The following is a 25,976-nucleotide window of genomic DNA, read 5'->3' on the forward strand; positions in this document are numbered from 1 at the left end:
TGGCGCTGACGTGCGGATTTTATGGGGCGCGGGGTCTTCGCGGGGCAGGTGTCCGGTGGCTGGGCAACGTGGTCGGCCACAACCTCGGCGCGCTGGTAAGGGGTCCGGCACCACAGCCCCGGACCCCTTGCGCAGGCCGCTACTTCTCGGTGACCCCCGCCGAATCGAACGTAGCCACCTCGTGCATCGCCCGTGCCGTGCTCTGCACCAGCGGCAGCGCGAGCAGCGCGCCCGTGCCCTCGCCCAGACGGAGGTCGAGGTCGACCAGGGGGCGCAGGCCGAGCTTGTTCAACGCCGCCACGTGGCCCGGCTCGGCGCTGCGGTGGCCCGCGATGCAGGCCGCGAGGACCTCGGGGGCGATGGCGCGGGCGACCAGGGCCGCGGCGCCGGCGCTGACGCCGTCCAGGATCACCGGCGTACGCAGCGAGGCGCCGCCGAGGAGCAGGCCGACCATGGCCGCGTGCTCGAAGCCGCCGATCGCGGCGAGGACTCCGATCGGGTCGGCCGGGTCCGGCTGGTGGAGTTCCAGGGCGCGGCGGACGACCTCGGTCTTGCGGGCCAGCGTCTCGTCGTTGATGCCCGTGCCGCGACCGGTCACCTCGGCCGGGTCGGCACCCGTGAAGACCGAGATGAGGGCGGCCGACGCCGTGGTGTTCGCGATGCCCATCTCGCCGGTGAGCAGCGCCTTGTTTCCGGCCGCCACCAGGTCGCGGGCCGTCTCGATGCCGACCTCGATGGCCGCCTTGGCCTCCTCGCGGGTCATCGCGGGGCCGGTGGTCATGTCGGACGTACCACCGCGGATCTTGCGGGGCAGCAGGCCGGGGGTCGCGGGCAGGTCGGCGGCGACACCGACGTCCACGACGCACACCTCGGCGCCCACCTGGTTGGCGAAGGCGTTGCAGACCGCTCCCCCGCCCAGGAAGTTGGCCACCATCTGGGCGGTGACCTCCTGCGGCCAGGGGGTGACGCCCTGGGCGTGCACGCCGTGGTCGCCTGCGAAGATGGCGACGGCGGCAGGCTCCGGGATCGGCGGCGGGCACTGCCGGGACAGCCCGGACAGCTGTGCGGAGATGATCTCCAGCATGCCGAGCGCACCGGCCGGCTTGGTCATGCGCTTCTGGCGCTCCCAGGCCTCGCCGAGGGCCTTGGCGTCGAGCGGGCGGATCTGTGCGACGGTCTCGGCAAGCAGGTCGTGGGGTTCCTCTCCGGGCAGGGCGCGGCGGCCGTAGGTCTCCTCGTGCACCACCCAGGACAGGGGGCGTCGCTTGGACCAGCCGGCCTGCATCAGCTCGGGCTCGTCCGGGAATTCGTCGACGTACCCGACGCACAGATAGGCGACGACCTCCAGGTGCTCGGGCAGGCCGAGCGCGCGGACCATCTCCCGCTCGTCGAAGAAGCTGACCCAGCCGACGCCGAGGCCTTCGGCGCGGGCGGCGAGCCAGAGGTTCTCCACCGCGAGCGCCGAGGAGTAGGGCGCCATCTGCGGCTGGGTGTGACGGCCGAGGGTGTGCCGGCCGCCGCGGGTGGGGTCGGCGGTGACGACGATGTTGACCGGGGTGTCGAGGATGGCCTCGATCTTCAGTTCCTTGAACTGCTTGGCCCGGCCCTTCGGCAGCGACTTGGCGTAGGCCTCGCGCTGTCGCATCGCCAGTTCGTGCATCGTCCGTCGGGTCTCGGCGGAGCGGATGACGACGAAGTCCCAGGGCTGCGAGTGGCCCACGGAGGGCGCCGTGTGGGCGGCCTCCAGGACACGCAGCAGCACCTCGTGCGGGATGGGGTCGCTGCGGAAGCCGTTGCGGATGTCCCTGCGCTCGCGCATGACCTTCAGGACGGCCTCGCGCTCGGCGTCGGCGTAGCCGGGCGCGGCGGGGACGGTGGGCTGGGGTGCTTCCGCCACGGCGGCCGTGCTCTCTTCTTCCCGGTCTTCCGGGTCTTCCCGGTCTTCCTGGTCGGCGGCCCTGGTCCGCAGGTCCTCCGCGTGCTGTACGACATCGGGGGCCGCGGTGGATGCGGGCTCGGCCTCGCGGGGCGCCGGCACCGTGGCCACCGGCTCCTGCACGTCCTCCGCGGGGAGGACCAGGGGCTGCGGCGGGGTCGGCGCCAGGTGCGGGGTCGTCGGCACCTGGCCCTCGACCTGCACGAACTGTCCGAGCGGCTGCTCCGGGTGCGCCTGAAGCGGAACGTTGGAGGGCAGCGGCTCGGCCTGCTCGGCGCTCTCGGGGTGCGCGGCGGCCGGTACGGGGGTGCCGTCGGCGACCGGATCGGCGGCGGCCTCGGCGGGCTGGGTCTGCGGGTCGGCGGGCGCGTCCACCCCGTTCGCGGGGGCTGCCTCGGCGACGGCGGCCTGGCCGACCTGGTGGACCGCGTCCTGGGCGACCGGCTCGGCCTGGGCCTCACCCGGCGGCTGCGGCACGGCGGCGGGCTGCGTCATGCCGGGGACGGCCTCGGTGGCGGCCGCGACGGGTCCGGCCAACTGGGGACCCTGGGCCGGGAAGGGGTGCGGCTCGGGCGTGTCGGCGCCGTCAGCGGCAGCTGTTGCCTGCGCCGGCTCCGGAGCGTGGGCCTGAGCGCCGGGCTCGACCACGGCCACCGGCTCGGGCACCGGTACGGCTTCGGCGGCGGGCGCGTCCTGGGCGGCGCCGGGCGCGAACTCGGCGGCGGCGGGCCGGCCCTCCGCCGCGCCGGGCTGCGGCTGCGCGGCGACGGGGCTGTTCGGGTCCGGCTGGGCCGGGGCGGCGGCCCCGTCCTGGGCGGGGACGCCCTCCTCTGCGAACTGGGCCGCGCCCGGCGCCTGCTGCACGGAAACGGAGTTTGCGATCTCGGCGGCGCCCTGCGCGGCGACCGTCTCCGGAGCGTTCGTGACGGCCTGCCCGGAGTCGGCGACGGGCGCGCCCTCGCCCTGCTCCGAGGACTGCACCGGCGCGGACGGCTCGGCGCCGGTGGCTGATGCCCCAGCGTCCTCCGGCACCTGACCGGGCACAGGCTCGTCCGGCACCGCCTGAACCTGGGCCGCATGAGCGGCATCCGGATCGGCGGGGTGCCCCGGCGCCGTCTCCGGCGCGAGGGCGGCCACAGCCGGATCGGCGGCCGCGTCGGCCCCCACGGCGGCGGCCTGCTCGGCCTCGGGCGCCACCACGGCAGCCTCGACTGCCAGGCCGGCCTGTGCCTCGGCCACGGGCGCACCGGCGCCGGCGTCGAGGCCACCCTCCACGGCGGCCGTGGTGTCCACGGGCTGCGCACCGGTCACGCCCTGACCGGCCTCGCCGGAGAGCTGCCGGCCGTTCTCGGTGCCCTCGCCGGGGACAGGCGTCTCCACTCCCTCGGAGCCGTCGGGCCCGTGCCCCGGGACCAGAGGCTGAACGCCCGCGGGTACCGCGTACACGCCGTCGTGGCCATGCACCGGCTGCATGCCGTCGTGGCCGTGGACCACCTCCGCGGGGCCCGGCGCGTGTGCGGCCGCCTGGTTGGCGAGCCGGGCGACGGCGGCCTGGGCGGCGCCGGAGGGGTCGGCCTGGGCGGCGGTGCCCGCCGAGGCGGCGGCCGGGTCAACCGTTTCGGCAGCCGGTGTCTGCACACCCACCTGGGCCACCGCGACCGCCTCGGGGACTGCGGGCGCCGCGCCCCAGGGGGCCGCGCTCTGCGGCGCCATGTCGCGCAGCGGCTGGGCGTCGAGGTACTCGGGGCCGGTCGCCGCCGGACCGGGCTGCCGCAGCGGCGCTCCGGCCGGGCCGCGGTCGGCGAGAGAGCGGACCGGGCTGGCGGAGGTGTCGGGGATCGGCGGGCCGAGGTGCAGCGGACGGCGCGGCGGCTGCGGGGCGGCCGGCTGCTCCTGCGGGGCCGCGAGGATCGGTGAGGGCGGCACGGACACCGGGGCCGGGTTGGGCAGTCGGACGCCGCTGAGGTCGACGGAGCCGCTGTCGCGGCCGGCCGTCTCGTGCGGGCCCGGCTCGTGGACGGCCTCGACGACCGGTTCCGGAGCGGGTGGCGGCACCTCGTTGCCCCATGCGCCCTGGGCGCCCGGCAGCAGCAGCTCGTCGTCCTCGGCGGGTGCCTCGGCGAGGTAGGTGTACGCACCGTGCGCGGGGACGCCCGGCTGCTCCACCATGCCTGCGCTCTCCGGCTGCCCCTCGGCCGGGACCTGGCCGGTGTCGGTCATGCGTACCCCTCGCCCATCGGTTTAGTGCTCCTACGACCAGCTCACCCGGAACGGCGCACCGACCGCCCGTAGTGAAGAACGAGCGTCCGTGCCCAGCGGCACGAACGACCCTCCGGAAAAGGCGACAAAGCCATTCAGTGGCATTGTCCCGGCCGTTGCGCCGTCGCGACAGCATGATCCGCGACAGCCCGCTGTGGACTGCGCCACGTTGCGCGTCCTCCGGTTCCGCAGTACCACACCCACCCCAAAACGGGCGCGCTTTCCGGACATTGACGAACGAACTTCCGGGCCGCCCGGTGTGGCACAACGATCGGCCAGCCTACCGCGCGCAGTACGACAACAGGATCACGGGTTGCGATCCAAGAGCGCCCACCCGTCGCCCGACCACCACCCCTCAACGGGGCGCTTCGCGCCGCAGCAATTCTCCGGTGAGCAGGAACGCGACGCTCCGCTCGGTCTCGGACCAGGTGCGGGTGTCGAGTTCGACCGACTGCAGCAGCGCGCACTCGACCCGGTATCCGTGCTCGGTCAGGTCGCGGCCGACGAGTTCGGCCGCGTCGCGGGTCGCGGCGTGCGTGACGATGCGCTGCGGGCGCCGGTCGGCGACCGCGGTGACGACGGCCGCTCCCCCGCCGCCGACCCGGACGACGTCCGGTTCGGGCAGGTTCTCCAGGACGTGCGGGGCGGTGCCCTGGACCACTTGGAGCTGGACGCCGTACCGGCGCCCGGCCGCCTCGGTCCGGGCGCAGGCCCCCGGGTCCCGGTCGACGGCGATGACGGCCGCTCCGGCGCGCGCGGCCTCGGCGGTGAACGCGCCGGAGCCGCAGCCGATGTCCCAGACCAGGTCGCCGACCCGGGGCCCGAGGCGGGCGAGTTGGGCGGCGCGCAGCAGCTCCGTCTCGCCCTCGCCGAGTCCGCCACCGGGTCCGTCGCCGTACGAGGCGTCGGGCTGCACCCAGCCGCGCGGGCCGGCGCCCGGGTCGCGTCCGGCGATCCAGCCGCCGCTGCCACCGGCCGTCACGGGGCCGCCGATGACGATGACGACGTTGGGGTCGCGCCAGGTGTGGTCGGCGGCCTTGTCGGAGGTGACGACGGTGACCTGCTCGCGTTCGGTGCCCAGTTCCTCGCAGATGACGAAGGTCCGGTGGACGCCCTCCAGCAGGAGTCCGAGTTCGGCGGGTCCGGCGCCGGGTGCGGTGAGGACGGCGACCTTGGTGTGGGCGCGGCAGACGTTCACGGCCCGGCGCAGGGTGCGCGGGTGGGCGACGACGACCTGGGCGTCGTCCCAGGGCATGCCGGCGCGGGCGAAGGCGGCGGCCACCGAGGAGACGGCCGGGACGACCTCGACCTCCAGGCCGAACTCCGGGGCGCGCAGGGTGCGGACGACGCCGAAGAAGCCCGGGTCGCCGTCGGCGAACACGACGGCGCTGCCGCGGTGGGCGGCGATCCGGCGGGCGGCGAGCGCGACGCTGCCCAGGCGGACGCGTTCGGCGGTGGGCGGGACCTCGGGCAGTGCCAGGTGGTGGGCCGCGCCCGCCACGAGCGTGGCGGCGCCGAGGGCGGCGCGTGCCGTGCCGGTCAGCGGCGAGCCGTCCCAGCCGATCACCGTGACCCGGTCGGCCATCGTCGTTTCTCTCCAGGTCTGCGCAGGTCGTCAGGGGTGCGGGCCCGTAGCCGGGCTCCCTGAGCGTACCTGGTGAGGCTCAGGGGCTCAGTTCCAGTCGGAGTACGACGCGAAACCGTCCGTGTCGGCCAGCTGCTCGCCGGCCCCGGCCAGGTCCTCCGGCAGCAGGCTCCAGACGATGACGTCGGTGCGGACATCCGTCCATGTGCCGTCCGCTGCTCTGCTGCGTGCTATCCAGGCGCCCCGCAGGACGCCCTCGCTGATGCAGCCGATCTTCTGGGCGACCTGTTGGGAGGCGGTGTTGTCGGCGGCGGTGCGCAGCTCCAGGCGTTCGAACTTCTGGTCGTGGAACAGCCACTGCGCGGTGGCCAGGGCGGCCTCGGAGGCGTAGCCCTCGCCGCGGGCCCATGGCGCGATGACGTAGGCGATCTCCGCCGAGCGCACCCGCCAGTCGGTGTTGCTCAGACGGACGGTGCCGACCAGGCGCTGGGTGAGGAACTCGTCGACGGCGAACACGATGCCGCGGCCGTCGGCGCGTTCGGCGGGCGCCTGGGCGCTGATCCAGTCCCGGGCGTCCGCCTCGGTGTAGGGCTGGGGAACCGAGGTCCAGGTGGTGACCAGTTCGTCGTTCATCATCTCGGCGAAGGCCTCGATGTCCGACTCCTCGAAGGGGCGCAGGACCAACCGCTCCGTGCTGATGGAGACGTTGGGAAAGGTGCCAGTCATGCGCCGCTCCGTAACTTCTGAAAAACCTTCAGGGCCTGCTGAACTGCCCAGCATGCAGCATGAAACCACTGAACCGCACGACGGGGTCCACCCCCGGGCGAGGGAGCGGACCCCGTAGCTGTGCGGGTCTGCTCAGAAGGACGGGATGACCGAGCCCTGGTACTCGTCCTCGATGAACTTCTTGACCTCGGGCGAGACGAGGAGCTTGGCGAGCTTCTTGACCCGCGGGTCCTTCTCGTTGCCCTTCTTCACGGCGAGGAAGTTGCCGTAGGGGTTGTTCTTCGCGGACTCCAGGACGATGGCGTCCTTGGCGGGCTTCAGACCGGCGGAGATGGCGTAGTTGCCGTTCACCACGGCCGCGTCGACGTCGTCCAGGGAGCGCGGGGTCTGGGCCGCCTCGACCTCCTTGAACTGGAGGTGCTTGGGGTTCTTGGTGATGTCCTGCGGGGTGGCCTCGTTGCCGACGCCGGACTTGAGGGTGATGAGCCCGTTGTCGGCGAGCAGCTTCAGGGCGCGGGCCTCGTTGACGGCGTCGTTCGGGACGGCGATGGTCGCACCGCTCTTCAGCGCGTCGGCCTTCTTGACCTTGTGGGAGTACAGGCCGAGCGGCTCCAGGTGCACCGTGACGACGGGCACGATGTGGGTGCCGCGCTTGCTGTTGAAGTCGTCCAGGTACGGCTGGTTCTGGAAGTAGTTGGCGTCCACCGAGCCGTCCTCGGTCGCCGTGTTCGGCGTGATGTAGTCCGTGAACTCCTTGACCTCGAGGTCGAGGCCCGCCTTCTTCGCCAGGTTCTTCTTGACGAAGTTCAGGATCTCGGCGTGCGGGGTCGGGCTCGCGGCGACGACCAGCGGCCCGCTGTAGCCGGAGGAGGCGGAGTCCTTGCCGGAGCCGCAGGCGGTCAGCCCGAAGGTGAGGGCTCCGGCGGCGAGGACGGCGGTGGTGAGCTTGGCGGTGTTACGCACGAAAAGTGCCTTTCCTTAAGGGTGGTGCGACCCCGTGTATGGGTGAACGGGGAGTCTCAAAGGCGCCGCGCTTACGCGGCCTTTCTGACGTCGGCCGCGGCGGGCTCCGTAGCCTTCAGCAGGCGGAGCTTGGGTGCCGGCCCGGAGCGGCCGCCGCGGCTGTGCAGGGAGCGGGCCGCGAGGTCGCCGGCGAACTGGATCAGGGAGATCACGACGGCGAGGATGGCGACGGTGATCCACATCAGCTCGGTCTCGAAGCGCTGGTAGCCGTAGCGGACGGCGAGGTCGCCGAGGCCGCCGCCGCCGACCGTGCCGGCCATGGCGGAGTAGCCGATGAGCGCGATGACCGTGGTGGTGGTGCTGGCGATCAGCGAGGGCAGGGCCTCGGGGACGAGGACCTTGCGGACGATCGTCCAGGTGTTGCCGCCCATGGACTGCACGGCCTCGACGAGACCGTTGTCCACTTCGCGGACAGCCGTCTCGACCAGCCGGGCGAAGAAGGGGATGCCGCCGATGGCGAGCGGCACGATCGCGGCGGTCGTACCGATCGTCGTCCCGGTGACCCAGCGGGTGAAGCTCATCAGGGCGACCATCAGGATGATGAACGGCATCGACCGGCCGATGTTCACGATCTGGCCGATCACCTTGTTGGCGAGGACGTTCTGCAGCAGGCCGCCCCGGTCCGTGAGGACGAGGAGGATGCCGAGCGGGAGGCCGGCGGCGACGGCGATCAGGGTCGACCAGAGCACCATCCGGAACGTCTCGCTACACGCCTGCGACAGCAGCGGCTGCATCTCGGACCAGGTCACTTGGCACCTTCCTTCACCAGCAGGGCCTCCTGGCCCACCACGTCGATCTGCAGGCCCTGTTCGCGCAGGAACCCGATCGGCACCACGTTGTCCTCGTAGCGGCCGGGCAGCTCGATGCGCATGCGGCCGATCTGGAGGCCGCCGACGGTGTCGATGGCGGCGCCGAGGATCGAGATGTCGATGTTGTAGGTGCGGGAGAGCTGGGAGATGACCGGCTGGGTGGCGGCCTCGCCGTGGAAGGTGACGTCGATGACGGTCCGGTCGGCACCGGTGCGCTCGCCGCTCACCGGGAACAGCGCGGCGGCCAGCTCGGAGCCGGGGGTGGCCAGCAGCTCGCTGACCGTGCCGGACTCCACGATGCGGCCCTTCTCCATGAGGGCGGCGGAGTCGCAGACCGCCTTCACGACGTCCATCTCGTGGGTGATGAGCAGGACGGTCAGACCCAGCTGCCGGTTCAGATCGCGCAGCAGCTGGAGGATGGACCGGGTGGTCTCGGGGTCGAGCGCGCTGGTGGCCTCGTCGGAGAGCAGCACCTTGGGGTCGCCGGCGAGGGCGCGGGCGATGCCGACGCGCTGCTTCTGGCCGCCGGACAGCTGGGCCGGGTAGGCCCTGGCCTTGTCGGCGAGACCGACCAGGTCGAGCAGCTCCAGCGCCTTGCGGGAGCGTTCCTTGCCGGACGTGCCGAGGATCTCCAGCGGCAGCTCGACGTTGTCCTGCACGGTCCGCGAGGAGAGCAGGTTGAAGTGCTGGAAGACCATGCCGATGCGGCTGCGCGCCCGGCGCAGCTCCTTGCCGGCGCGCGGGCCGCGGCCGGCCAGGGCGGTGAGGTCCTGTCCGGCGACGGTCACGGTGCCGGAGGTGGGGCGTTCCAGCAGGTTGACGCAGCGGATGAGGGAGGACTTGCCGGCGCCGGACTGGCCGATGACGCCGTAGACCTCGCCTTCGCGGACGTGGAGATCGACGCCGTCGAGGGCGGTGACGTCACGGCCGCGGGAGCGGTAGACCTTGGTCAGGCCCGAGGTGGTGATCACAGGATTTCCGTCACTGTCGAGTGCGCGGGCGTGGGTGTGCCCGGGCACGGGTGCATGCGGTTCAGGCATGGGGAGTGGATGTGCGTCTCGTACGGACTGCGCGCACGGACAAGCCACGGCTCTCGCTTCGGGGCGCGAGGCTCAGCTGATGCGGGGGCCCTCTAGAAGGCGCACATTCGACACATCAGGCGACACATACAACGAGCACCGGGCGTCATGGTCGCCTCGGTCGCAAGGGTGCGGCAGCTCGTCGTGGTCATGCGATCAGTAAAGCAGACGTATGGTCCTGACCGGTCGCCGCTGTCCGGATAGTGGACAGCGGCGGACAGCCCGGAACGGGCCCTCAGCGGCGGACGGAGATCTCCACACCTCCGTCGGTGACCAGTGCCGACAAGGCCGACAGGTCCGCCACTACGAGGTCGGCGTCGAGGTCCTCCGCGCGGTGGGTTGTGGCCAACGCCACGGTGGTCATTCCGGCGGCGCGGCCCGCCCGGAGCCCGGCCGGGGCGTCCTCGAAGACGACGCAGTGCGCGGGGTCGACGCCGAGCCGCCGGGCGGCGAGCAGGTAGGGCTCGGGGTCGGGCTTGCCACGGGTGATGTCGTCGGCGGCGATCAGCGTCTTGGGCAGGATGCCGACGGCGTCCAGCCGGGCCTCGGCGAGCCGCCGGGTGGCGGAGGTGACGACGGCCCAGCGGTCGGCGGGCAGGAAGTCGAGGAGGTCCCGCGTGCCCGGCAGCAGCCGCACACCGCCATCGGGTACGTCGTCCACCTCCAGCTGCTCGACCCGGGCGACGGCCTCCGGCACCAGGCGGGCGGGCAGCAGGTCGGCGACTATCTCGGCGGCGGGCCGCCCGTGCAGGGCCACGCGCCCGAACTCCTCGGCGGTGACCCCGTACTCCCCGGCCCACCGGGTCCAGCAGCGCTCGACGGAGTCGAGGGAGGAGACGAGAGTGCCGTCGTTGTCGAAGAGGAGGGCGTGCGCGTGGATCGTCATGCCGTGACCCTACGATGTGGTCTAGACCCTGTGGCCTACGGGCGGGGTCGGGGGCCGGCGCCCGTTTCGGCCGTAATAGGGTCACCGCATGCTCAATGCCCTGACGCTGGTGACCGGGGTCGCCGCGCTGTTGCTCGCCGCCTGGTGCGGCTGGGCCGCCTACCGGGACCAGCCGACCAAGGACTGGCACTTCATCGGCATGGCCGTGGTGTCGCTGCTGGCCGTGGTCCAGCTGGTGGTCGGGATCGTGCAGCTGGCGCGGGGCGAGAAGCCGGAACAGGGTACGACGATCTTCGTGGCGTATCTGCTGGGCGCGTTCGCGTGCGTTCCGGCGGCGGGGTTCATGTCGCTGGCCGAGCGGACCAAGTGGGGCTCGGTGACGGTGGCCGCGGGCGGTGTGGTGCTGGCTGTGCTGGAGGTGCGGCTCTATGACATCTGGGGAGGCTGAGACCGAGATGACGGCGGTGGAGGAGAAGCCGGCCCGGTTGATCGGCGGGCCGGGCATGCTGCTCGTCTGGTTCTACGGTGTGATGGTGGTCGGGGCGGTGTCGCGGTCGGCGTACCAGATCTCCACGGAGTTCGACCGGGCGCCGCTCGCCTACGCGCTGTCGGCGGTGGCGGGCGTCGTGTACGGGTTCATCACGTACACGCTGATCCGGGGCGGGGAGACCGCTCGGCGGGCGGCGTTGGTGTGCTGCGCCGCCGAGCTCGCGGGCGTGCTGATCGTCGGTACGTGGACACTGGTCGACCGCTCGGCCTTCCCGGACGCGACCGTGTGGTCGTACTACGGGGCGGGGTACATCTTCATCCCGGTGCTGCTGCCGGTCTCCGCGATGTACTGGCTGCGCAAGGCGCGGGAGCAGGGGCGCTCGGCTCACGCCGTCTGAACGAAAGCCCCCGCCGGTTTCTCCAGGACGATCATCTCCACCCCGTCCGCGCCCTTGGACCGGCCCACCGTCTCGTAGCCCACGCGGCGGTACAGGCGGAGGTTGCCCTCGCTGCGGTGGCCGGTGAAGAGGCGGAAGCGGGTGGCGCCGCGCTCCTCCACGAGCGCCGCCTCGGCCGCGCGCAGCAGTCGCGCGCCGATGCCGTGGCCCTGCAGACGGGGGTGGACGCAGAGCTTGCCGATGTCGGCCGCGCCGTCCTCGCCGACCTTGCCGCGCACCGAGCCGACCACCTCCTCGCCGAGCCGGGCGACGAAGACGCAGTCGGAGGCGACCTCCTGGCGGACGGAGTCCAGGGTTTGGACGAGCGGGTCGATGCGGTAGTTGCCGTACAGCGCCGCCTCGCTCTGGAAGCACAGGTACTGGAGCCTGAAGATCTGCTCCGCGTCCTGCTCGGTCGCCACCGAGATGGTCACGCTCATGCCCATGTGCGCACGCCTCCCGCTCACCTGATCACCTGTCGTCCCTCACTCCTATCCCCGCACTTCGCGGGCTGCAACCTCCGGCGTGAGCAATCGGCGCAGACATCCCAGACATCTGGAGCGTTCCGGGCCGAGACTGCCCTGTGAGATACCCAACTCCCCCGCGATCTCCCGGTATGTCAGGTCCTTCGGCGACAGCAGTGCCTCGATGAGCCGGGGGCAGCGGCCGGGCAGCCGGCGCACCGCGTCGCGCAGCGCGCGGTACCGGGCGGCCGTGAGGGCCTGCTGCTCGGGGTCGGTGCGGGCGTCGTCGGGCGGTTCGGCGCCGTACGGGCGTTCCCGGCGGGTGGTGCGGCGGCTGCGGCGGGCCTCGGCGCGTACGGCCTTGCGCAGCCAGCCGTGCGGGTCCGGCGGCGGCCCCTCGGTCTCCAGCCGCTCCAGCAGGCGGAGCCAGACGGCCTGCTCCAGGTCGCCCGGCTCGCTCCCGGCGGCATATGCCTCGGCCGAGGCCTCGGCGGTGAGCAGCGGGCCCAGGGCGGCTACCAGGTCGTGGGTCATATGCGGAACGACGCGCCGCCCCGGGAGCAGGTTTCCGGGGCGGCGCACAGTCACCCCGAACGGAGTGACGGCAGGGCCGTGGGTTGACGCGGTCAGCCGGCCAGGAAGTCGGCGCGGGCGAGCACGCCGGTGTCGGCGTTGTCCGTGAAGACGCCGTCGATGCCGGTCGCGAAGTACGTCTTGAAGGCGCCGAAGGAGTCGCCGTAGCCGTCGGCCGCGCTGCCCTTGCGGTACTCGGCCGGGAGGAAGGGGTTCTCGTTGCGCATGGTGTAGGGGTGCAGGACCAGGCCCACCCTGTGCGCGTCGGAGACCAGGGTGGTCGGCTTGGTGAGGTTGCCGTTCGCGTCCTTCGGGATGATCAGGTCCAGGGTCGGGCCGATGCCCTGGGCGTAGCCGGCGATCTCCCTGAGGCCCTTGGGCGTGATCAGGTCGGCGACCGTACGCGGGTCACCCGCCTCGACGAAGTCGTAGGGGCGGCTGGCCGCCGAGGAGAGCAGCACGACGAGCGGGTTGTCGACCAGCTGGTTCAGCTTCTGGATGCTGCTGGGCTCGAAGGACTGCAGGATGACCGGCGAGTTCCGGCCGTCCTTGCCGTACTTGCGCAGCAGCTTCGCGACCCGCTCCTCGAGGCCCAGGCCGAGCTTGCGGAAGTAGGTGGGGTGCTTGGTCTCGGGGTAGATCCAGACCTGCTTGCCGCGCTTGCGGGTCTGCTCGTCCTGCCACTTCAGGACCTCTTCGAACGTGGGGATCTCCCAGCGCCCGTTGTAGAGGGTGTTGTGCGGCCGGTTGGCCGGTATGCGCTCGACCGCGCGCAGGGTCTTCAGCTCGGCGAGCGTGAAGTCCTCGGTGAACCAGCCGGTGGTGGCGACCCCGTCCAGCGTCTTGGTGGTCTTGCGGTCGGCGAACTCCGGATGGGAGGCGACGTCGGTGGTGCCGCCGATCTCCGGCTCGTGCCGGCAGACCAGATGGCCGTCCTTGGTGGGCACCAGGTCACCGGCCTCGACGACGTCGGCGCCCAGGTCCAGGGCCAGGTTGTACGAGCCGAAGGTGTGCTCGGGGCGGTAGCCGCTGGCACCGCGGTGGCCGATGATCGCCGGCACCGGCAGGCTCTTCAGGCCCCGGCCGCCCGCTCCGGACGGCCGGGTCCCGGCGGCCTCGGCCGCGCCCGGCAGCCCGAGGACCGCCCCGCTCGCGCCGAACACCGCCGCGCCGAGGATCGCCCGCCGTCCGGTGCCCTGAGTCTTCTCGTTCGCCTGGTCGCTGCCCATCGGCGCCCTCCTGCCATCCGTCTTGAGTGCGGGCCGATCGTAGGGGCGGACAGATGACCGCAGGGAGGCCCTCGACGAAACACGCGGGTGACTCCGTATGTCCTGTGGGAGGCGGGTGGTGACGGGTCGTCGCATCGGTGGCCGGGGCCGGGCCGCCGACCGGGTGACGGCTTCGCGCGATCTCCGTCACACCGCGGCGGAGGTGTTACGGGGCGTCCCCGCGGCGTCACCGCAGGTAAACCCACGTCAACACTTCGTAAGACCTCGGTGAACCGCCCGTACCCGATGTGCGCCGGGCCCGGGGCCGCGAGTAATGTCCTCACCTGCACAGACTCATATCGACCCCTCGACATCGGAGGCCCCGTTGTCCCGCTTCGCGCTCATCAAGGCAGTGCTCGGACCGATCATGCGCCTGATGTTCCGCCCACAGGTGGAGGGCGTGGAGCACATCCCCGGCGACGGGCCGGTCATTCTGGCCGGCAATCACCTCACGTTCATCGACTCGATCGTCCTGCCGCTCGTCACCAAGCGGCAGGTGTTCTTCATCGGCAAGGACGAGTACGTCACCGGCAAGGGCGTCAAGGGCCGGCTGATGGCCTGGTTCTTCACCGGCGTCGGCATGATCCCGGTGGACCGGGACGGCGCGAGCGGCGGCGTGGCCGCGCTGATGACCGGGCGGCGGATCCTGGAGGAGGGCAAGGTCTTCGGGATCTACCCCGAGGGCACCCGGTCGCCCGACGGCCGGCTGTACCGGGGGCGCACCGGTATCGCGCGGCTGACGCTGATGACCGGTGCGCCTGTTGTTCCGTTCGCCATGATCGGCACGGACAAGTTGCAGCCGGGGGGAGCCGGAATTCCGCGGCCGGGCAAGGTGACGGTTCGTTTCGGTGAGGCGATGGAGTTCTCCCGGTACGACGGGATGGACCGGGACCGGTATGTGCTGCGGGCCGTGACCGACTCCGTGATGGCTGAGGTCATGCGGCTGTCGGGGCAGGAATACGTGGACATGTATGCCACGAAGGCGAAGGCCGCCTAGTCGCCGTACCGGGCACGGGATCTCTTGCGGGTGCCGCTCCGTTGTGGTTGCTCGCGCCCACGCGGCGGAGCCGCACATCGACACAGCCACGCGCCCCTTTGGGGCGCTTCGCTCACCCCGCGCTTTCCAGATGCTGCCCCTTCAGCAGGAACCACGCCACCACCGCCGTTCCCAGCAGGACTACCGCTCCCGCGCCCGACGCCAGGTGCAGGCCCTGGAGGAAGGAGTCCCGGGACGCGTTCAGGAGTGCCTCCGCGGTGTGCGGGGGCATTTTTGATGCCGCCTCCACTGCGGCGCCCAGTGATTCGTGGGCCTGGTCCGGGGTGCCGGCCGGGCCGGTGAAGTCGCGGTAGGCGCCCGTGACGATGGAGCCGAGCAGGGCGATGCCCAGGGCCGCGCCCAGTTCGTACGCCGTCTCGGAGACCGCCGAGGCGGCGCCCGCCTCCTCCTTGGGCACGCTGGAGAGGATCACGTCGGCGGTGACGGTGAAGGAGAAGCCCGCGCCGATGCCCACGACCAGGAGCGCGACGCCGAGCACGGGGTAGCCGGTGGACCGGCCGAGAGCGGTGAGCGCGGCCAGAGCCAGGCCGACCGCCGCGAGGCCGCCCGAGACCACGGCGCGGACCGAGAAGCGACGCGCCGCGCGGCCCGCGATGAGGCCGGCCGCCACCGCGCCCACGGCGGCGGGCAGTTCGGCCAGGCCCGCTTCGAACGGGCGCCTGCCCTGGACGAGTTGCAGGTACTGGGAGAGGAAGAACACCAGGCCGGACATGCCCAGCACGGTCAGCAGGTCGGCGAGGACCGCCCCGCTGAAGCCACGGCGCCTGAACAGCCGCATGTCCAGCAGCGGGGCCGGCATGGTGAGCTGACGGTGGACGAAGCCGTAGAGGGCCGTCGCGCCGAGCAGTGCCGTGCCGAGCACCGGCCAGGTGAACCCGTGCGTGGCGGCCTCCTTGACCGCGTACACGACGCCGATCATGCCGACCAGCGACAGGACGACGCTGATCAGGTCCCACGGGCCGGGGTTCGGGTTGCGGGACTCGGGCAGCGTGCGGATGCCGACGAGGACCAGGACCGCCATCACCGGCAGGTTGATCAGGAAGACCGAGCCCCACCAGAAGTGCTCCAGGAGGAAACCGCCGGTGATCGGGCCGACGGCCGTGCCGGCGGAGGCGGTCGCGCCCCAGATGCCCACGGCGAGGCTGCGCTCGCGCGGGTCGTGGAAGAGGTTGCGGATCAGGGCGAGGGTGGCGGGCATCAGGGTCGCGCCCGCGACACCGAGCAGCGCCCGCGCCAGGATCATCAACTCCGGTGTGGAGGCGTAGGCGTTGAGGACCGATATCGCGCCGAACGCCGTGGCACCGCCGAGCAGGATCCGCTTGCGGCCGATGCGGTCGCCGAGGCTGCCCATGGAGACCAGCAGACCGGCGATGACGAAGGAGTAGACGTCGCCGATCCACAGGAGCTGGGTGCCGGAGGGGCCCAGGTCCTCGCTGATGTAGGGGGTCGCCAGGCCGAGGACGGTGGCGTCGACGGCCACCAGCAGCACGGCCAGGACAAGGACGGAGAGCGCGAGCCAGCGGCCGGGGCGCGTCACCGCCTCCGTCGTCGCGGCCGGCTGCAGGGTGCTGGTCATGATTCCTCTCTTCGTAGCGCGCCGCCGAGCAGCAGCTCGGCGACCATCGTCGGGAAGTCCCTGGCGGCCACCCGGCCGTCCAGGGTGGCCCAGGCGCAGGAGGCGATCAGGCCGTACAGCGCCTCGGTGAGCCAGACCGGGGTGAGGTCGATCCGGAACTCGCCCGTCTGCTGGCCGCGCTGGAACACCGCGCCGACGCGGGTGTCCAGGCGCAGCCATCCGTCGTTCTGCCGCTCGCCCTCCCACAACTGGCTCTCGCCGTACAGGAAGGCGAGCAGTCCGGCCGCGGGCTGGATCTCGCGCACCAGCCTGCGTACGGCCTCGCCCGCGGGCCCCTCGTCCAGCCGGGCCCGGTCCACGGCCGCCTCGCACTCCTCGATGCCGAGCGCCTCCAGCGCTCGTACGAGGGCATCGCGGCCGGCGAAGTGGCGGTGCAGCGTGGCCCGGCTGATCCCGGCGGCCTTGGCGACCTCGTCCATGGTCGCGGTGGGTTTACGGGTCAGCAGGGCGGCCGCGCTGCGCAGCACCTGGTCACGATCGAGAGCCATGAGACAAGTGTAGCCCAGATGAGACATCTTTGTCTCATGCTGGGCGTGCGCGACTCATTGCCGTCGGTCGGGACGGGTGTCGGTCAGTGCCAGGGCAGCTGGCCGCGCCGCTCCCAGTAGGCGCGCGGGTCCTCGGCGAGCGTGGCGAGGCGGGTCAGCTGGTCCACGCCGAGGTCGACGGCGGGAGCGTGCAGGTTGGAGACGAGCTGGGTGACCGTCGCGGCGCCGGAGAGCACGACGCCGGCCCACGGCTGGCGCAGGATCCAGGCGAGGGCCACCGCGTCACAGCCGAGGCCGCTCTCCTCGGCGACGGCCCTGAGCATCTCCGGGGCGTGCGGTGCGGCCAGCCGGCCGTTGGCCATGCCCTCCTTGACGATCACGGTGAGCCCGGCGTCGTGCGCCTCGGCGAGCGCGGGGGCCGCCGAGGTCTCGAACACGTTGTACGTCGACTGGACGGTACGGAACAGGGGCTCGCCGTCGGCGGTCAGCCGGAGGGCGGCGCGGATCGCGTCCGCCTGGGCGGGGCCGCTGGTGGAGAAGCCGATGGTCAGGCCCTGGGCGGCGGCCTCGGCGAGCCGGGCGTGGAGGTCCTTGTCGGTGAGGGCCGGGCTGTCCGGGGTCACCGAGTGGATCTGGTAGAGGTCGAGCCGGTCGCCGAGCACGGCGTCGGTCTCGGCGCGCTGCCGCTCGTACGCGGCGAGGCTGTGGTCCTTGACCTCGTGCTGTTCTGCCTCGGTGGACCAGCCGGCGGTGTAGGTGTAGCCCCATTTGCTGCCGATGACCACATCGTCGATGTCGGGGCGGGCGTTCAGCCAGTCGGCGAGGAACTCCTCGGAGCGGCCGTAGGAGCGGGCGACGTCGAAGTAGCGGACGCCTTGGGCGTAGGCGGCGTCGAGGAGTTCGTGGGTGCGGGTGCGCAGCGAATCCGCGCTGCGGTTCTCTCCGAGGTCTTCTTCGCGGCCGAGGTTGATGTAGCCGGGGCGGCCGACTGCGGCGAGGCCGAGTCCGATGTGCGCGGTGGGCGTGGTCACGGTGGCCAGGCGGCTGAACGGCATGGGGGCTCCCTGCACGATCGGCGTAGGGGATCTCACTTCAGGGGAGGATCTCGCACCAATCTACCCAGCCCTGCGCAGTTCAGCCCGCGCCTGGGGCCGTCGTCGGATGTCACGCCCACGGCGTTTTCACTCTGGCGGTCCCGACTCTCTTCTTCGACATCGGCGAAACCCTTGCGGCCCTCAGCGAGGTACGCAAGGACATCATCTCCGACCCCGGGTCCGGCCGGCCCGGCTGAGCGAGTCGGCCGCCACCCAGTAGCGAAATGCCTCGGTGCCGGGCCCGGCGCTGTCCGGCTGCGGCGCGGTCTCCGCGATGGCGTCGGGAAGGGCTGGGTGTCCAGATGGGGGACCGGATGCGGGACGGGCATTGTCGCTTGCTGTGGCTGCACTGTCATGGCAGCTCCATGGGAGGGGATCAGATGGGGGGTGGTGAAGTGCACCAAAGGGACCCTTTTGACCAAGCGGCTCCGGATTCGGTACGAGGCCCCCGTCGCCCGGTGTCAATTCGAACAGGAGCAAGCGGACGCGCCTCCGACCGGCACGGCGGCGGATGAGCGGGCCGGCCCTCCTGGCCCGCGCGCGGTGCACACGGGCCGCCGAACCCGGCGAGGTCGGCGGCCAGTCGGGGACGGTGCCGGCGTCCGGGGCCCACCGTCGGTTCGCCGGGTCGGCGTTGAGCTTCTGTCACCACACGCCCGGCGCAGCCAGAAGGGCCCGGACATGGTGTCCGGGCCCTTCTGGCTGCGCCGGCTAGGCCGTCCTGGCCGTCGCCCACTCGTGTTGTGCCGCCACGTCGGCCTTGACCTCCGACAGCTGGACGGCGACCGCGCTCGGTGCCGTACCGCCCCTGCCGTTGCGGGACGCGAGCGCGCCCGGGACGTTCAGGACCGTCCGGACCTCCGGGGTCAGGTGGGCGGAGATCTTCGCGAACTGTTCGTCGGTCAGCTCGTCGAGTTCCTTGTTCTCGGCCTCGGCCGTCTTCACGCACTCGCCGGCGACCTCGTGGGCGACGCGGAACGGCACGCCCTGCTTGACCAGCCACTCGGCGATGTCGGTGGCGAGCGAGAAGCCGGCCGGGGCCAGTTCCTCCATGCGCTCGCGGTTGACCGTGAGGGTGGCGATCATGCCGGTGAAGGCGGGGAGCAGGACCTCCAGCTGGTCGCAGGAGTCGAAGACCGGCTCCTTGTCCTCCTGGAGGTCGCGGTTGTAGGCGAGGGGCAGGGCCTTCAAGGTCGCCATCAGACCCGTCAGGTTGCCGATCAGGCGGCCGCTCTTGCCGCGCGCCAGCTCCGCGATGTCCGGATTCTTCTTCTGCGGCATGATCGACGAGCCCGTGGAGAACGCGTCGTGCAGGGTCACGAAGGAGAACTCCTTCGTGTTCCAGATGATGATCTCCTCCGCGATCCGGGAGAGGTTCACCCCGATCATCGCGGTGATGAAGGCGAACTCCGCCACGAAGTCACGGGAGGCCGTGCCGTCGATGGAGTTGCCGACGCTGCCGTGCTCGAAGCCGAGGTCCTGGGCGACCGCCTCCGGGTCCAGGCCGAGGCTGCTGCCCGCGAGGGCGCCCGAGCCGTACGGCGACACCGCCGTGCGCTCGTCCCACTGGCGCAGGCGCTCGGCGTCCCGGGACAGGGACTGGACATGCGCCAGGACGTGGTGGGCGAAGAGCACCGGCTGGGCGTGCTGGAGGTGGGTGCGGCCGGGCATCGCGACGTCCGGGTGGGCCTCGGCGAGGCCGATCAGGGCGTCCTGGAGGTCGGCGATCAGGCCGCCGATGGCGCGGGCGTGGTCGCGCAGGTACATCCGGAAGAGGGTGGCGACCTGGTCGTTGCGGGAGCGGCCCGCGCGCAGCTTGCCGCCCAGGTCCGGGCCGAGGCGCTCCAGGAGGCCGCGCTCCAGGGCGGTGTGCACGTCCTCGTCCGCGATGGTGCCGACGAAGGCGCCGGAGGCCACGTCGGCCTCCAGCCGGTCCAGCCCGGCGATCATGCGCTGCAGCTCGTCCTCGGTGAGGAGACCGGCCTTGTGCAGCACGCGCGCGTGGGCACGCGAACCGGCGATGTCGTAGGGCGCGAGCCGCCAGTCGAAGTGGACGGACGCGGACAGCTTCGCCAGGACCTCGGCGGGACCGTCGGCGAAACGGCCGCCCCAGAGCCGTACGTCACCGCTGTTGCTGCTCACTTGCGCTGCTCCTAGAGAGGTGGGTCGGTTACGCGAGGTGTGCGTCAGGCTATGCCTGCAGATCGCGCCGGGCGGCGATCTTCGAGGACAGGCTGTAGATGTCGATGAAGCCCTTGGCGGCGGACTGGTCGAAGGTGTCGCCCGTGTCGTAGGTCGCCAGGTTGAAGTCGTACAGGGACTCGGCCGAGCGCCGTCCGGTGACGACCGCGCGGCCGCCGTGCAGGGTCATGCGGATGTCGCCGGTCACGTGCTCGTTGGCCTCGTTGACGAAGCCGTCCAGGGCGCGCCTGAGCGGGGAGAACCACTGGCCGTCGTAGACGAGTTCGCCCCAGCGCTGCTCGACCTGCCGCTTGTAGCGGGCGAGTTCGCGCTCGACGGTGACGTTCTCCAGCTCCTGGTGGGCGGTGATCAGGGCGATCGCGCCGGGAGCCTCGTACACCTCGCGGGACTTGATGCCGACGAGGCGGTCCTCGACCATGTCGATCCGGCCGATGCCCTGGGCGCCGGCGCGCGCGTTGAGCTGCTGGATCGCCTGGAGGACGGTGACGGGCCTGCCGTCGACGGCGACGGGGACGCCCGCCTCGAAGCCGATGATCACCTCGTCGGCCTCGCGGGGCTCCGCCGGGTCGGCGGTGTACTCGTAGATGTCCTCGATCGGGGCGTTCCAGATGTCCTCCAGGAAGCCCGTCTCGACCGCGCGCCCGAAGACGTTCTGGTCGATGGAGTACGGCGACTTCTTGGTGGTGGCGATCGGGAGTCGCTTGGCCTCGCAGAACGCGATGGCCTTGTCCCGGGTCATCGCGTAGTCGCGGACCGGGGCGATGCACTTCAGGTCGGGGGCGAGGGCGACGATGCCGGCCTCGAAGCGGACCTGGTCGTTGCCCTTGCCGGTGCAGCCGTGGGCGACGGTCGTGGCGCCGTGCTTCTTGGCGGCGGCGACCAGGTGCTTGACGATCGCCGGCCGAGAGAGGGCGGAGACCAGCGGGTAGCGGTCCATGTAGAGGGCGTTGGCCTTGATCGCAGGGAGGCAGTACTCCTCGGCGAACTCGTCCTTGGCATCGGCCACTTCGGCCTCGACGGCACCGCAGGCGAGGGCACGCTTGCGGATGACGTCCAGGTCCTCGCCGCCCTGGCCCACGTCCACCGCGACGGCGATGACCTCGGCGCCCGTCTCCTCGGCGATCCAGCCGATGGCGACGGAGGTGTCCAGACCGCCCGAATAGGCGAGTACGACGCGCTCGGTCATGGGTTTCTCCTCACACTGCACCTGTGTCATGCATGAGTATGCAGAGCAATGCATGATTCGTCAATTGCCGAAGCCTTTGAACGGGGGAAATCGCTTTCCCGTACTCCTCCGCGAACGCAGGCGCCGCGTTGGCAACTCAGGACACTTCCCGACCGAGTGAGGCATTCCTATGTCCAGGGCTCTTCCGAAGTACAACAAGCGACGCGTGGCGCTCATCGGCAGTGCGGCCGCGGTGGCGCTCTCCGGTGCGGTGATCGCCACATCGGCGCTGGCCGGGACGCCGGCGAAGAGCGACGGCGCCGCGAACGCCCGCACCCTCGCCAGCCCTGGCACGATCACCTGCCCGGACGTCGCCTCCGAGCTCCCGGCCGTCCCCGCCTCCGCCAAGGCCGAGGTCGACCGCAACCTCACCCTCCTCCAGACCCAGATCCAGGAAGCCGACAAGCGTCTGCAGACCACCGTCGGCCAAGGCGGACCCAACTTCGTCAACAACGCCATCCTCGGACCCCTCAAGGACAAGCGCGTCTCCACCCTCGACCGCATCGCCATCGCCATCGGCCGCACCACCACCAAGCCCACCGGACTGGACTCCCTGGCCGCCTGCACCCTGAACGCGAGCGGGAGCGGGAGCGCGGCCACCGGTGCCGCCGCACCCAGCACGGCCGCGACCCGGCAGTCCGGCACCGGCGCGAGTACGACCGCCGGCGGCAGCACCGGAGCCGGCACGATCACCTGCCCGGACGTCGCCTCCGAGCTCCCGGCCGTCCCCGCCTCCGCCAAGGCCGAGGTCGACCGCAACCTCACCCTCCTCCAGACCCAGATCCAGGAAGCCGACAAGCGTCTGCAGACCACCGTCGGCCAAGGCGGACCCAACTTCGTCAACAACGCCATCCTCGGACCCCTCAAGGACAAGCGCGTCTCCACCATCGACCGCATCGCCATCGCCATCGGCCGCACCACCACCAAGCCCACCGGACTGGACTCCCTGGCCGCCTGCACGCTCACCAAGTGACGTGACAGGCGGCCGTGGCCGCCCCGACGAGCGCCGGCCGGGGCGGCCACGGCAATTCCTTAGACAGCCAAACGAGTTCCGTCGATAATCGCTGGACATGGGAAAGACCTACGAGCGCATCGACGGCAGGCTCCGTACGTTCATCGAGGAGCAGCCCCTCTTCTTCACCGCGACCGCCCCGCTGTCCGGCGACGGCACGGTCAACCTCTCCCCCAAGGGCCTCAAGGGCTCCTTCGCCGTGCTCGACGAACTGACCGTGGCCTACCTGGACTTCGCGGGGTCCAACGCCGAGACCATCGCGCATCTCAGGGAGAACGGCCGGATCACCCTGATGTGGTGCGCCTTCCAGGGCCCGCCGAACATCGTGCGGGTACACGGCCGGGGCGAGCCCGTCTTCCGGGACGACCCGCGCTTCAAGGAGCTCCTCACCCACTTCCCCGGCATCGACCCCAACCCGCACGGACTGCGCGCGATCATCGTCGTCCACGCGGAACTGGTCCGGGACACCTGCGGATACGCCGTCCCCTACATGGCGTACGAGAGCGACCGCGACCTGCACGGAAAGCGTTTCGCGCGGGAGGACGACGCCTCGCTCGGCGCGTACTTCGAGAAGAAGGAGCACGTCGCGACGAGCCTGGACGGACTACCCGGGCTGCCGTTGCCGCTTCCGCCGTCTACCGTCTGAGCCATGCGCCCCGGTGTCGTGCTCGCCCTCGTGTCCGCCTCCTCGCTCACCCTGCTCGGCCTCGCACCGGGTCCCGAATCCGTGCCGCTGCCCGCACGGATGGCGGACACCGGCGGCGGCAGCCAGCTGATCACCGCCCAGGCGCCCGGCGCGCACTCGACGTCGGGGACGGTCGTCTGGTGGGACCTGCGGGGCGGGCGGTGGGTGCAGGCGGGCTCGGCACCGGCGCGGTTCGGAGCGAACGGGCTGATGGAGGGGGCCACCCGGAAGCAGGGCACGAACACGACCCCGACCGGGCTCTACGGCCTTCCCTTCGGCTTCGGGATCAAGCCGGCGCCGAGCGGGACGAGCGTCGAGTACCGGGCGGTGAAGGAGAGTTCCTGGTGGTGCCAGGACAATGACTCGGCATCGTACAACCGTTGGGTGGACCCGCTGCCCACCGACTGCCGCGCCTCGGAGTCCGAGCACCTGATCACGTACCGCACCCAGTACGCGTACGGGCTCGTCATCGGCTTCAACTACGGCCGTCCCGTGCGGGCGCGGGGTGCGGGGATCTTTCTGCATGTCAACGGGCGTGCGGCGACCGCTGGTTGCGTGTCGGTGCCGGAAGAGGCCATGCGGCGGATCCTGCGGTGGGCGAACCCTGGGAAGCGACCTCATGTCGCCATCGGGACGGCGAGCGGAGCCACCGCTCTCACCCGGTACTGACCGGGCCGTGCGCGGTTCCTCGCGCCCCTTGGGCCGGCAGGCGCACCCTGAATGTCGTGGAGCCCGGGGCGCTGTCCAGCGCCACACTCCCCCCGTGCGCCTCCACCACCGCCGCCACGATCGACAGGCCCAGGCCCGCTCCGCCGCCGGAGGCATCCGTGCGGCGGCGGTGGTCTGCTCTCGTGAAGCGTTCGAAGACGCCCGGCTGGACCTCCTCGGGGACGCCGGGGCCGTTGTCGTGGACCGAGAGGACCGCCGAGTGCGGGTCGGTTTCCAGCGTCACCGTCACCTTGGTGCCCACGGGCGTGTGCAAACGTGCGTTGGCCAACAGGTTGGCCACCACCTGGTGGAGGCGGTGGGCGTCGCCCGGGATCGTCACCGGGTCCTCGGGGAGGTCCAGGGACCAGCGGTGGCCGGGGCCCGCGGCGCGGGCGTCGGTGACCGCGTCCAGGACCAGGTGGGTCAGGTCCACCGGGCGGCTCTCCAGCGGGCGGCCCGCGTCCAGGCGGGCCAGCAGGAGCAGGTCGTCGACCATCTCGCCCATGCGGGCCGACTCGGCCTTGATGCGCTGCAGGGCGCGGGTGACCTCCGGCGGCACCGGGCCGGGGTGGAGGAGCGCCAGCTCGGCATGGCCGCGGACCGAGGCGACCGGGGTGCGCAGCTCGTGGCTGGCGTCGGCCGCGAAGCGGCGCAGCCGCTCCTCGCTGGCGTGCCGTTTGGTCAGGGCGTCCTCGACGTGCCGGAGCATGCGGTTGAACGCCGCCGCGACCCTGCCGACCTCGCTGCGCGGGTCGCTGTCCGGGGCGCGCGGCGGCAGCGCCACCTCACCGCTGGCCAGGGGCAGCTCGCTGACCCGGGTGGCGGTCGCCGCGACCCGGCTCAGCGGGCGCAGCGACCAGCGGACCCACAGCGCCCCGGCGACCCCGGCGGCGATCAGGGCCAGGCCGAGGACGACCACGGCGACCAGTTCGAGGCGGGTGACCGCGGCCCGTACCGGCTCCGTCGGCAGGCCCGTCACCAGGACGTCGCCGTCCTTCCCCGGCCACGCGATCAGGCGGTAGTCGTGCAGGTGCGACAGGCACACGGTGTGGCCCCGGCCGTCCACCGGCAGCCCGGCCAGGGCCGCGCGGTCCGCGGCGGTCAGGGTGATGTCGGGGTTCTGCCGGTCGCTGGCGGGCACCACCGCCGCGTTGGTGACCCGGCCGTTCACCAGGCGGGCGCCGAACGTCTCCGTGGCCTGGCGGCGGGTGTCGCCGTGCTCGTCGCCGTCCCGGTCCGAGGGCTTCGAGGGCTGGTAGCTGCCGTGCTCCAGGCTCTGCGGGAAGGCCGCTCCGGCCTGCTGGATCTGCTGGTCGAGCCGGCGGGTGAGAAAGCCGTTCAGCTCGACGACGGCGGCCACGCCGACCGCGGCGCAGCTGATCGCGAGCAGCACGACCAGACCGGCGGTCAGCCGGGCGCGCAGGGTGCGGGGCCGGGGCAGCCGGGCCAGGGCGCCGCGCAGGCCGAGGCGGCTCACCTGGCCGCCGGTTTCAGGACATAGCCGGCCCCGCGCACGGTGTGGATCATGGGCTCGCGGCCCGCGTCGACCTTCTTGCGCAGGTAGGAGATGTACAGCTCCACGACATGGGCGCGGCCGCCGAAGTCGTAGGACCACACCCGGTCGAGGATCTGCGCCTTGCTCAGCACCCGGCGCGGGTTGCGCATGAGGAAGCGGAGGAGCTCGAACTCGGTGGGTGAGAGCTCGATCAGCTCGCCGCCCCGGGTGACCTCGCGGGCCTCCTCGTCCATCACCAGGTCGCCGACCGTCAGCCGTGGTCCCTCCTCCTGCTGGCGGGCCATGCCGGCACGGCGCAGCAGGCCGCGCAGCCGGGCCACGACCTCCTCCAGGCTGAAGGGCTTGGTGACATAGTCGTCGCCGCCCGCGGTGATGCCCGCGATCCGGTCCTCGACCGCGTCCCGAGCCGTGAGGAAGAGCACACAGACGTCCGGCTTCACCTCGTGCAGCCGGCGCAGCACGGCGAAGCCGTCGGTGTCCGGGAGCATCACGTCCAGGACGACGGCGTCGGGCAGCAGCTCGCGCGCCCCGGCGACGGCGGACGCGCCGTCACCGGCCGCGCGCACCTCCCAGCCCTCGTAGCGCAGGGCGCCGGTGAGCACCTCCGCGAGGTCGGGGTCGTCGTCGACGACGAGGACGCGCAGCGGGGTGCCGTCGGGTCGGGTGAGGGCCGGGCGGCCGGAACGGGTGGTGTTCATCGCGCCTTCCAGCATCACCCATGTGGAGGAGTGCGAGGCACCGCCACCGCTCTGAGTTTTCTCTGAGAGCCCTGAGGTCCGCTGAACGCAGTCTGAGAACCGGCTCTGAATCTGCTCTCAA

23 protein-coding genes are annotated in these 25,976 nt (G+C 71.9%); 6 read left to right on the plus strand and 17 right to left on the minus strand.

Features of this window, described 5'->3' with window-relative positions:
- Window positions 1-139: 139 nt before the first annotated feature.
- The 7 genes from cobT to ACFYOH_RS16800 all read right to left on the minus strand — a co-directional run bounded on the left by cobT (window position 140) and on the right by ACFYOH_RS16800 (window position 10,303).
- On the minus strand, window positions 140-4,156 hold the full coding sequence (gene cobT, locus ACFYOH_RS16770) for a nicotinate-nucleotide--dimethylbenzimidazole phosphoribosyltransferase (protein ID WP_388626241.1): 4,017 nt from the start codon (window positions 4,154-4,156) through the stop codon (window positions 140-142).
- Window positions 4,157-4,550: 394 nt separating this feature from the next.
- Complete coding sequence (cbiE, locus tag ACFYOH_RS16775) at window positions 4,551-5,780, minus strand: precorrin-6y C5,15-methyltransferase (decarboxylating) subunit CbiE (RefSeq protein WP_388626243.1); 1,230 nt, start codon at window positions 5,778-5,780, stop codon at window positions 4,551-4,553.
- An 87-nt stretch (window positions 5,781-5,867) separates the two neighbouring features.
- The gene (locus tag ACFYOH_RS16780) at window positions 5,868-6,506 is read right to left on the minus strand and encodes a GNAT family N-acetyltransferase (RefSeq protein ID WP_388626244.1); all 639 of its coding nucleotides are present in this window, start codon (window positions 6,504-6,506) and stop codon (window positions 5,868-5,870) included.
- Window positions 6,507-6,638: 132 nt separating this feature from the next.
- Window positions 6,639-7,469 (minus strand): MetQ/NlpA family ABC transporter substrate-binding protein, encoded by an 831-nt coding sequence (locus ACFYOH_RS16785; RefSeq protein ID WP_388626246.1) that lies wholly within the window; start codon window positions 7,467-7,469, stop codon window positions 6,639-6,641.
- Window positions 7,470-7,540: 71 nt separating this feature from the next.
- Window positions 7,541-8,278: a methionine ABC transporter permease gene (locus ACFYOH_RS16790; RefSeq protein WP_388626248.1), complete on the minus strand. Its 738-nt coding sequence runs from the start codon at window positions 8,276-8,278 to the stop codon at window positions 7,541-7,543.
- Entirely contained in the window at window positions 8,275-9,309 is a 1,035-nt protein-coding gene (locus tag ACFYOH_RS16795) for a methionine ABC transporter ATP-binding protein (RefSeq protein ID WP_388626609.1), read from the minus strand. The genes ACFYOH_RS16790 and ACFYOH_RS16795 overlap by 4 nt, the downstream gene beginning before the upstream one ends.
- A gap of 343 nt (window positions 9,310-9,652) precedes the next feature.
- Window positions 9,653-10,303: an HAD family hydrolase gene (locus ACFYOH_RS16800; protein WP_388626249.1), complete on the minus strand. Its 651-nt coding sequence runs from the start codon at window positions 10,301-10,303 to the stop codon at window positions 9,653-9,655.
- Between the two features lie 88 nt (window positions 10,304-10,391).
- On the opposite strand from ACFYOH_RS16800, the gene ACFYOH_RS16805 reads away from it, so the two are divergent.
- A complete protein-coding gene (locus tag ACFYOH_RS16805) occupies window positions 10,392-10,751 on the plus strand; it encodes a hypothetical protein (RefSeq protein WP_351021782.1) in 360 nt (119 codons plus the stop codon).
- Between the two features lie 7 nt (window positions 10,752-10,758).
- Window positions 10,759-11,190 carry a hypothetical protein gene (locus tag ACFYOH_RS16810; protein ID WP_388626610.1) on the plus strand — a complete coding sequence of 144 codons (432 nt, stop codon included), beginning with the start codon at window positions 10,759-10,761 and terminating at the stop codon, window positions 11,188-11,190.
- On the opposite strand, the gene ACFYOH_RS16815 is transcribed toward ACFYOH_RS16810, so the two are convergent.
- The 3 genes from ACFYOH_RS16815 to ACFYOH_RS16825 form a co-directional block, all read right to left on the minus strand.
- Window positions 11,178-11,675, minus strand: a complete 498-nt coding sequence (locus tag ACFYOH_RS16815; protein WP_388626612.1) for a GNAT family N-acetyltransferase — start codon at window positions 11,673-11,675, stop codon at window positions 11,178-11,180. The two genes, ACFYOH_RS16810 and ACFYOH_RS16815, sit on opposite strands and share 13 nt — an antisense overlap.
- A gap of 45 nt (window positions 11,676-11,720) precedes the next feature.
- On the minus strand, window positions 11,721-12,227 hold the full coding sequence (locus tag ACFYOH_RS16820; protein ID WP_388626250.1) for a sigma-70 family RNA polymerase sigma factor: 507 nt from the start codon (window positions 12,225-12,227) through the stop codon (window positions 11,721-11,723).
- A 92-nt stretch (window positions 12,228-12,319) separates the two neighbouring features.
- Window positions 12,320-13,495 (minus strand): glycerophosphodiester phosphodiesterase, encoded by a 1,176-nt coding sequence (locus tag ACFYOH_RS16825; RefSeq protein ID WP_388626252.1) that lies wholly within the window; start codon window positions 13,493-13,495, stop codon window positions 12,320-12,322.
- A gap of 364 nt (window positions 13,496-13,859) precedes the next feature.
- On the opposite strand from ACFYOH_RS16825, the gene ACFYOH_RS16830 reads away from it, so the two are divergent.
- Complete coding sequence (locus tag ACFYOH_RS16830; RefSeq protein ID WP_388626254.1) at window positions 13,860-14,531, plus strand: lysophospholipid acyltransferase family protein; 672 nt, start codon at window positions 13,860-13,862, stop codon at window positions 14,529-14,531.
- Between the two features lie 112 nt (window positions 14,532-14,643).
- On the opposite strand, the gene ACFYOH_RS16835 is transcribed toward ACFYOH_RS16830, so the two are convergent.
- The 5 genes from ACFYOH_RS16835 to ACFYOH_RS16855 form a co-directional block, all read right to left on the minus strand.
- On the minus strand, window positions 14,644-16,167 hold the full coding sequence (locus ACFYOH_RS16835; protein WP_388626256.1) for an MFS transporter: 1,524 nt from the start codon (window positions 16,165-16,167) through the stop codon (window positions 14,644-14,646).
- Window positions 16,164-16,715, minus strand: a complete 552-nt coding sequence (locus tag ACFYOH_RS16840; RefSeq protein WP_388626258.1) for a TetR/AcrR family transcriptional regulator — start codon at window positions 16,713-16,715, stop codon at window positions 16,164-16,166. Before ACFYOH_RS16840 ends, ACFYOH_RS16835 begins: the two co-directional genes overlap by 4 nt.
- A gap of 83 nt (window positions 16,716-16,798) precedes the next feature.
- On the minus strand, window positions 16,799-17,770 hold the full coding sequence (locus tag ACFYOH_RS16845) for an aldo/keto reductase (protein WP_388626259.1): 972 nt from the start codon (window positions 17,768-17,770) through the stop codon (window positions 16,799-16,801).
- A 750-nt stretch (window positions 17,771-18,520) separates the two neighbouring features.
- Complete coding sequence (gene argH, locus ACFYOH_RS16850) at window positions 18,521-19,951, minus strand: argininosuccinate lyase (RefSeq protein ID WP_388626261.1); 1,431 nt, start codon at window positions 19,949-19,951, stop codon at window positions 18,521-18,523.
- Between the two features lie 49 nt (window positions 19,952-20,000).
- Entirely contained in the window at window positions 20,001-21,197 is a 1,197-nt protein-coding gene (locus tag ACFYOH_RS16855; RefSeq protein WP_388626262.1) for an argininosuccinate synthase, read from the minus strand.
- 169 nt (window positions 21,198-21,366) lie between these two features.
- On the opposite strand from ACFYOH_RS16855, the gene ACFYOH_RS16860 reads away from it, so the two are divergent.
- The 3 genes from ACFYOH_RS16860 to ACFYOH_RS16870 all read left to right on the plus strand — a co-directional run bounded on the left by ACFYOH_RS16860 (window position 21,367) and on the right by ACFYOH_RS16870 (window position 23,602).
- Window positions 21,367-22,209, plus strand: coding sequence for a hypothetical protein (locus ACFYOH_RS16860; protein ID WP_388626264.1), 843 nt, complete (start codon window positions 21,367-21,369; stop codon window positions 22,207-22,209).
- Window positions 22,210-22,306: 97 nt separating this feature from the next.
- Window positions 22,307-22,894, plus strand: coding sequence for a pyridoxamine 5'-phosphate oxidase family protein (locus ACFYOH_RS16865; RefSeq protein ID WP_388626266.1), 588 nt, complete (start codon window positions 22,307-22,309; stop codon window positions 22,892-22,894).
- Window positions 22,895-22,897: 3 nt separating this feature from the next.
- Window positions 22,898-23,602, plus strand: coding sequence for a L,D-transpeptidase (locus ACFYOH_RS16870; RefSeq protein ID WP_388626268.1), 705 nt, complete (start codon window positions 22,898-22,900; stop codon window positions 23,600-23,602).
- On the opposite strand, the gene ACFYOH_RS16875 is transcribed toward ACFYOH_RS16870, so the two are convergent.
- Both ACFYOH_RS16875 and ACFYOH_RS16880 read right to left on the minus strand, forming a co-directional pair.
- Complete coding sequence (locus tag ACFYOH_RS16875; RefSeq protein WP_388626270.1) at window positions 23,589-25,118, minus strand: sensor histidine kinase; 1,530 nt, start codon at window positions 25,116-25,118, stop codon at window positions 23,589-23,591. The genes ACFYOH_RS16870 and ACFYOH_RS16875 overlap by 14 nt on opposite strands.
- Window positions 25,115-25,855 (minus strand): response regulator transcription factor, encoded by a 741-nt coding sequence (locus tag ACFYOH_RS16880; RefSeq protein ID WP_388626272.1) that lies wholly within the window; start codon window positions 25,853-25,855, stop codon window positions 25,115-25,117. Before ACFYOH_RS16880 ends, ACFYOH_RS16875 begins: the two co-directional genes overlap by 4 nt.
- Window positions 25,856-25,976 lie beyond the last annotated feature (121 nt).

Origin of the sequence: Streptomyces sp. NPDC007856 (genome assembly GCF_042868225.1) — a bacterium.
GTDB lineage: Bacteria > Actinomycetota > Actinomycetes > Streptomycetales > Streptomycetaceae > Streptomyces.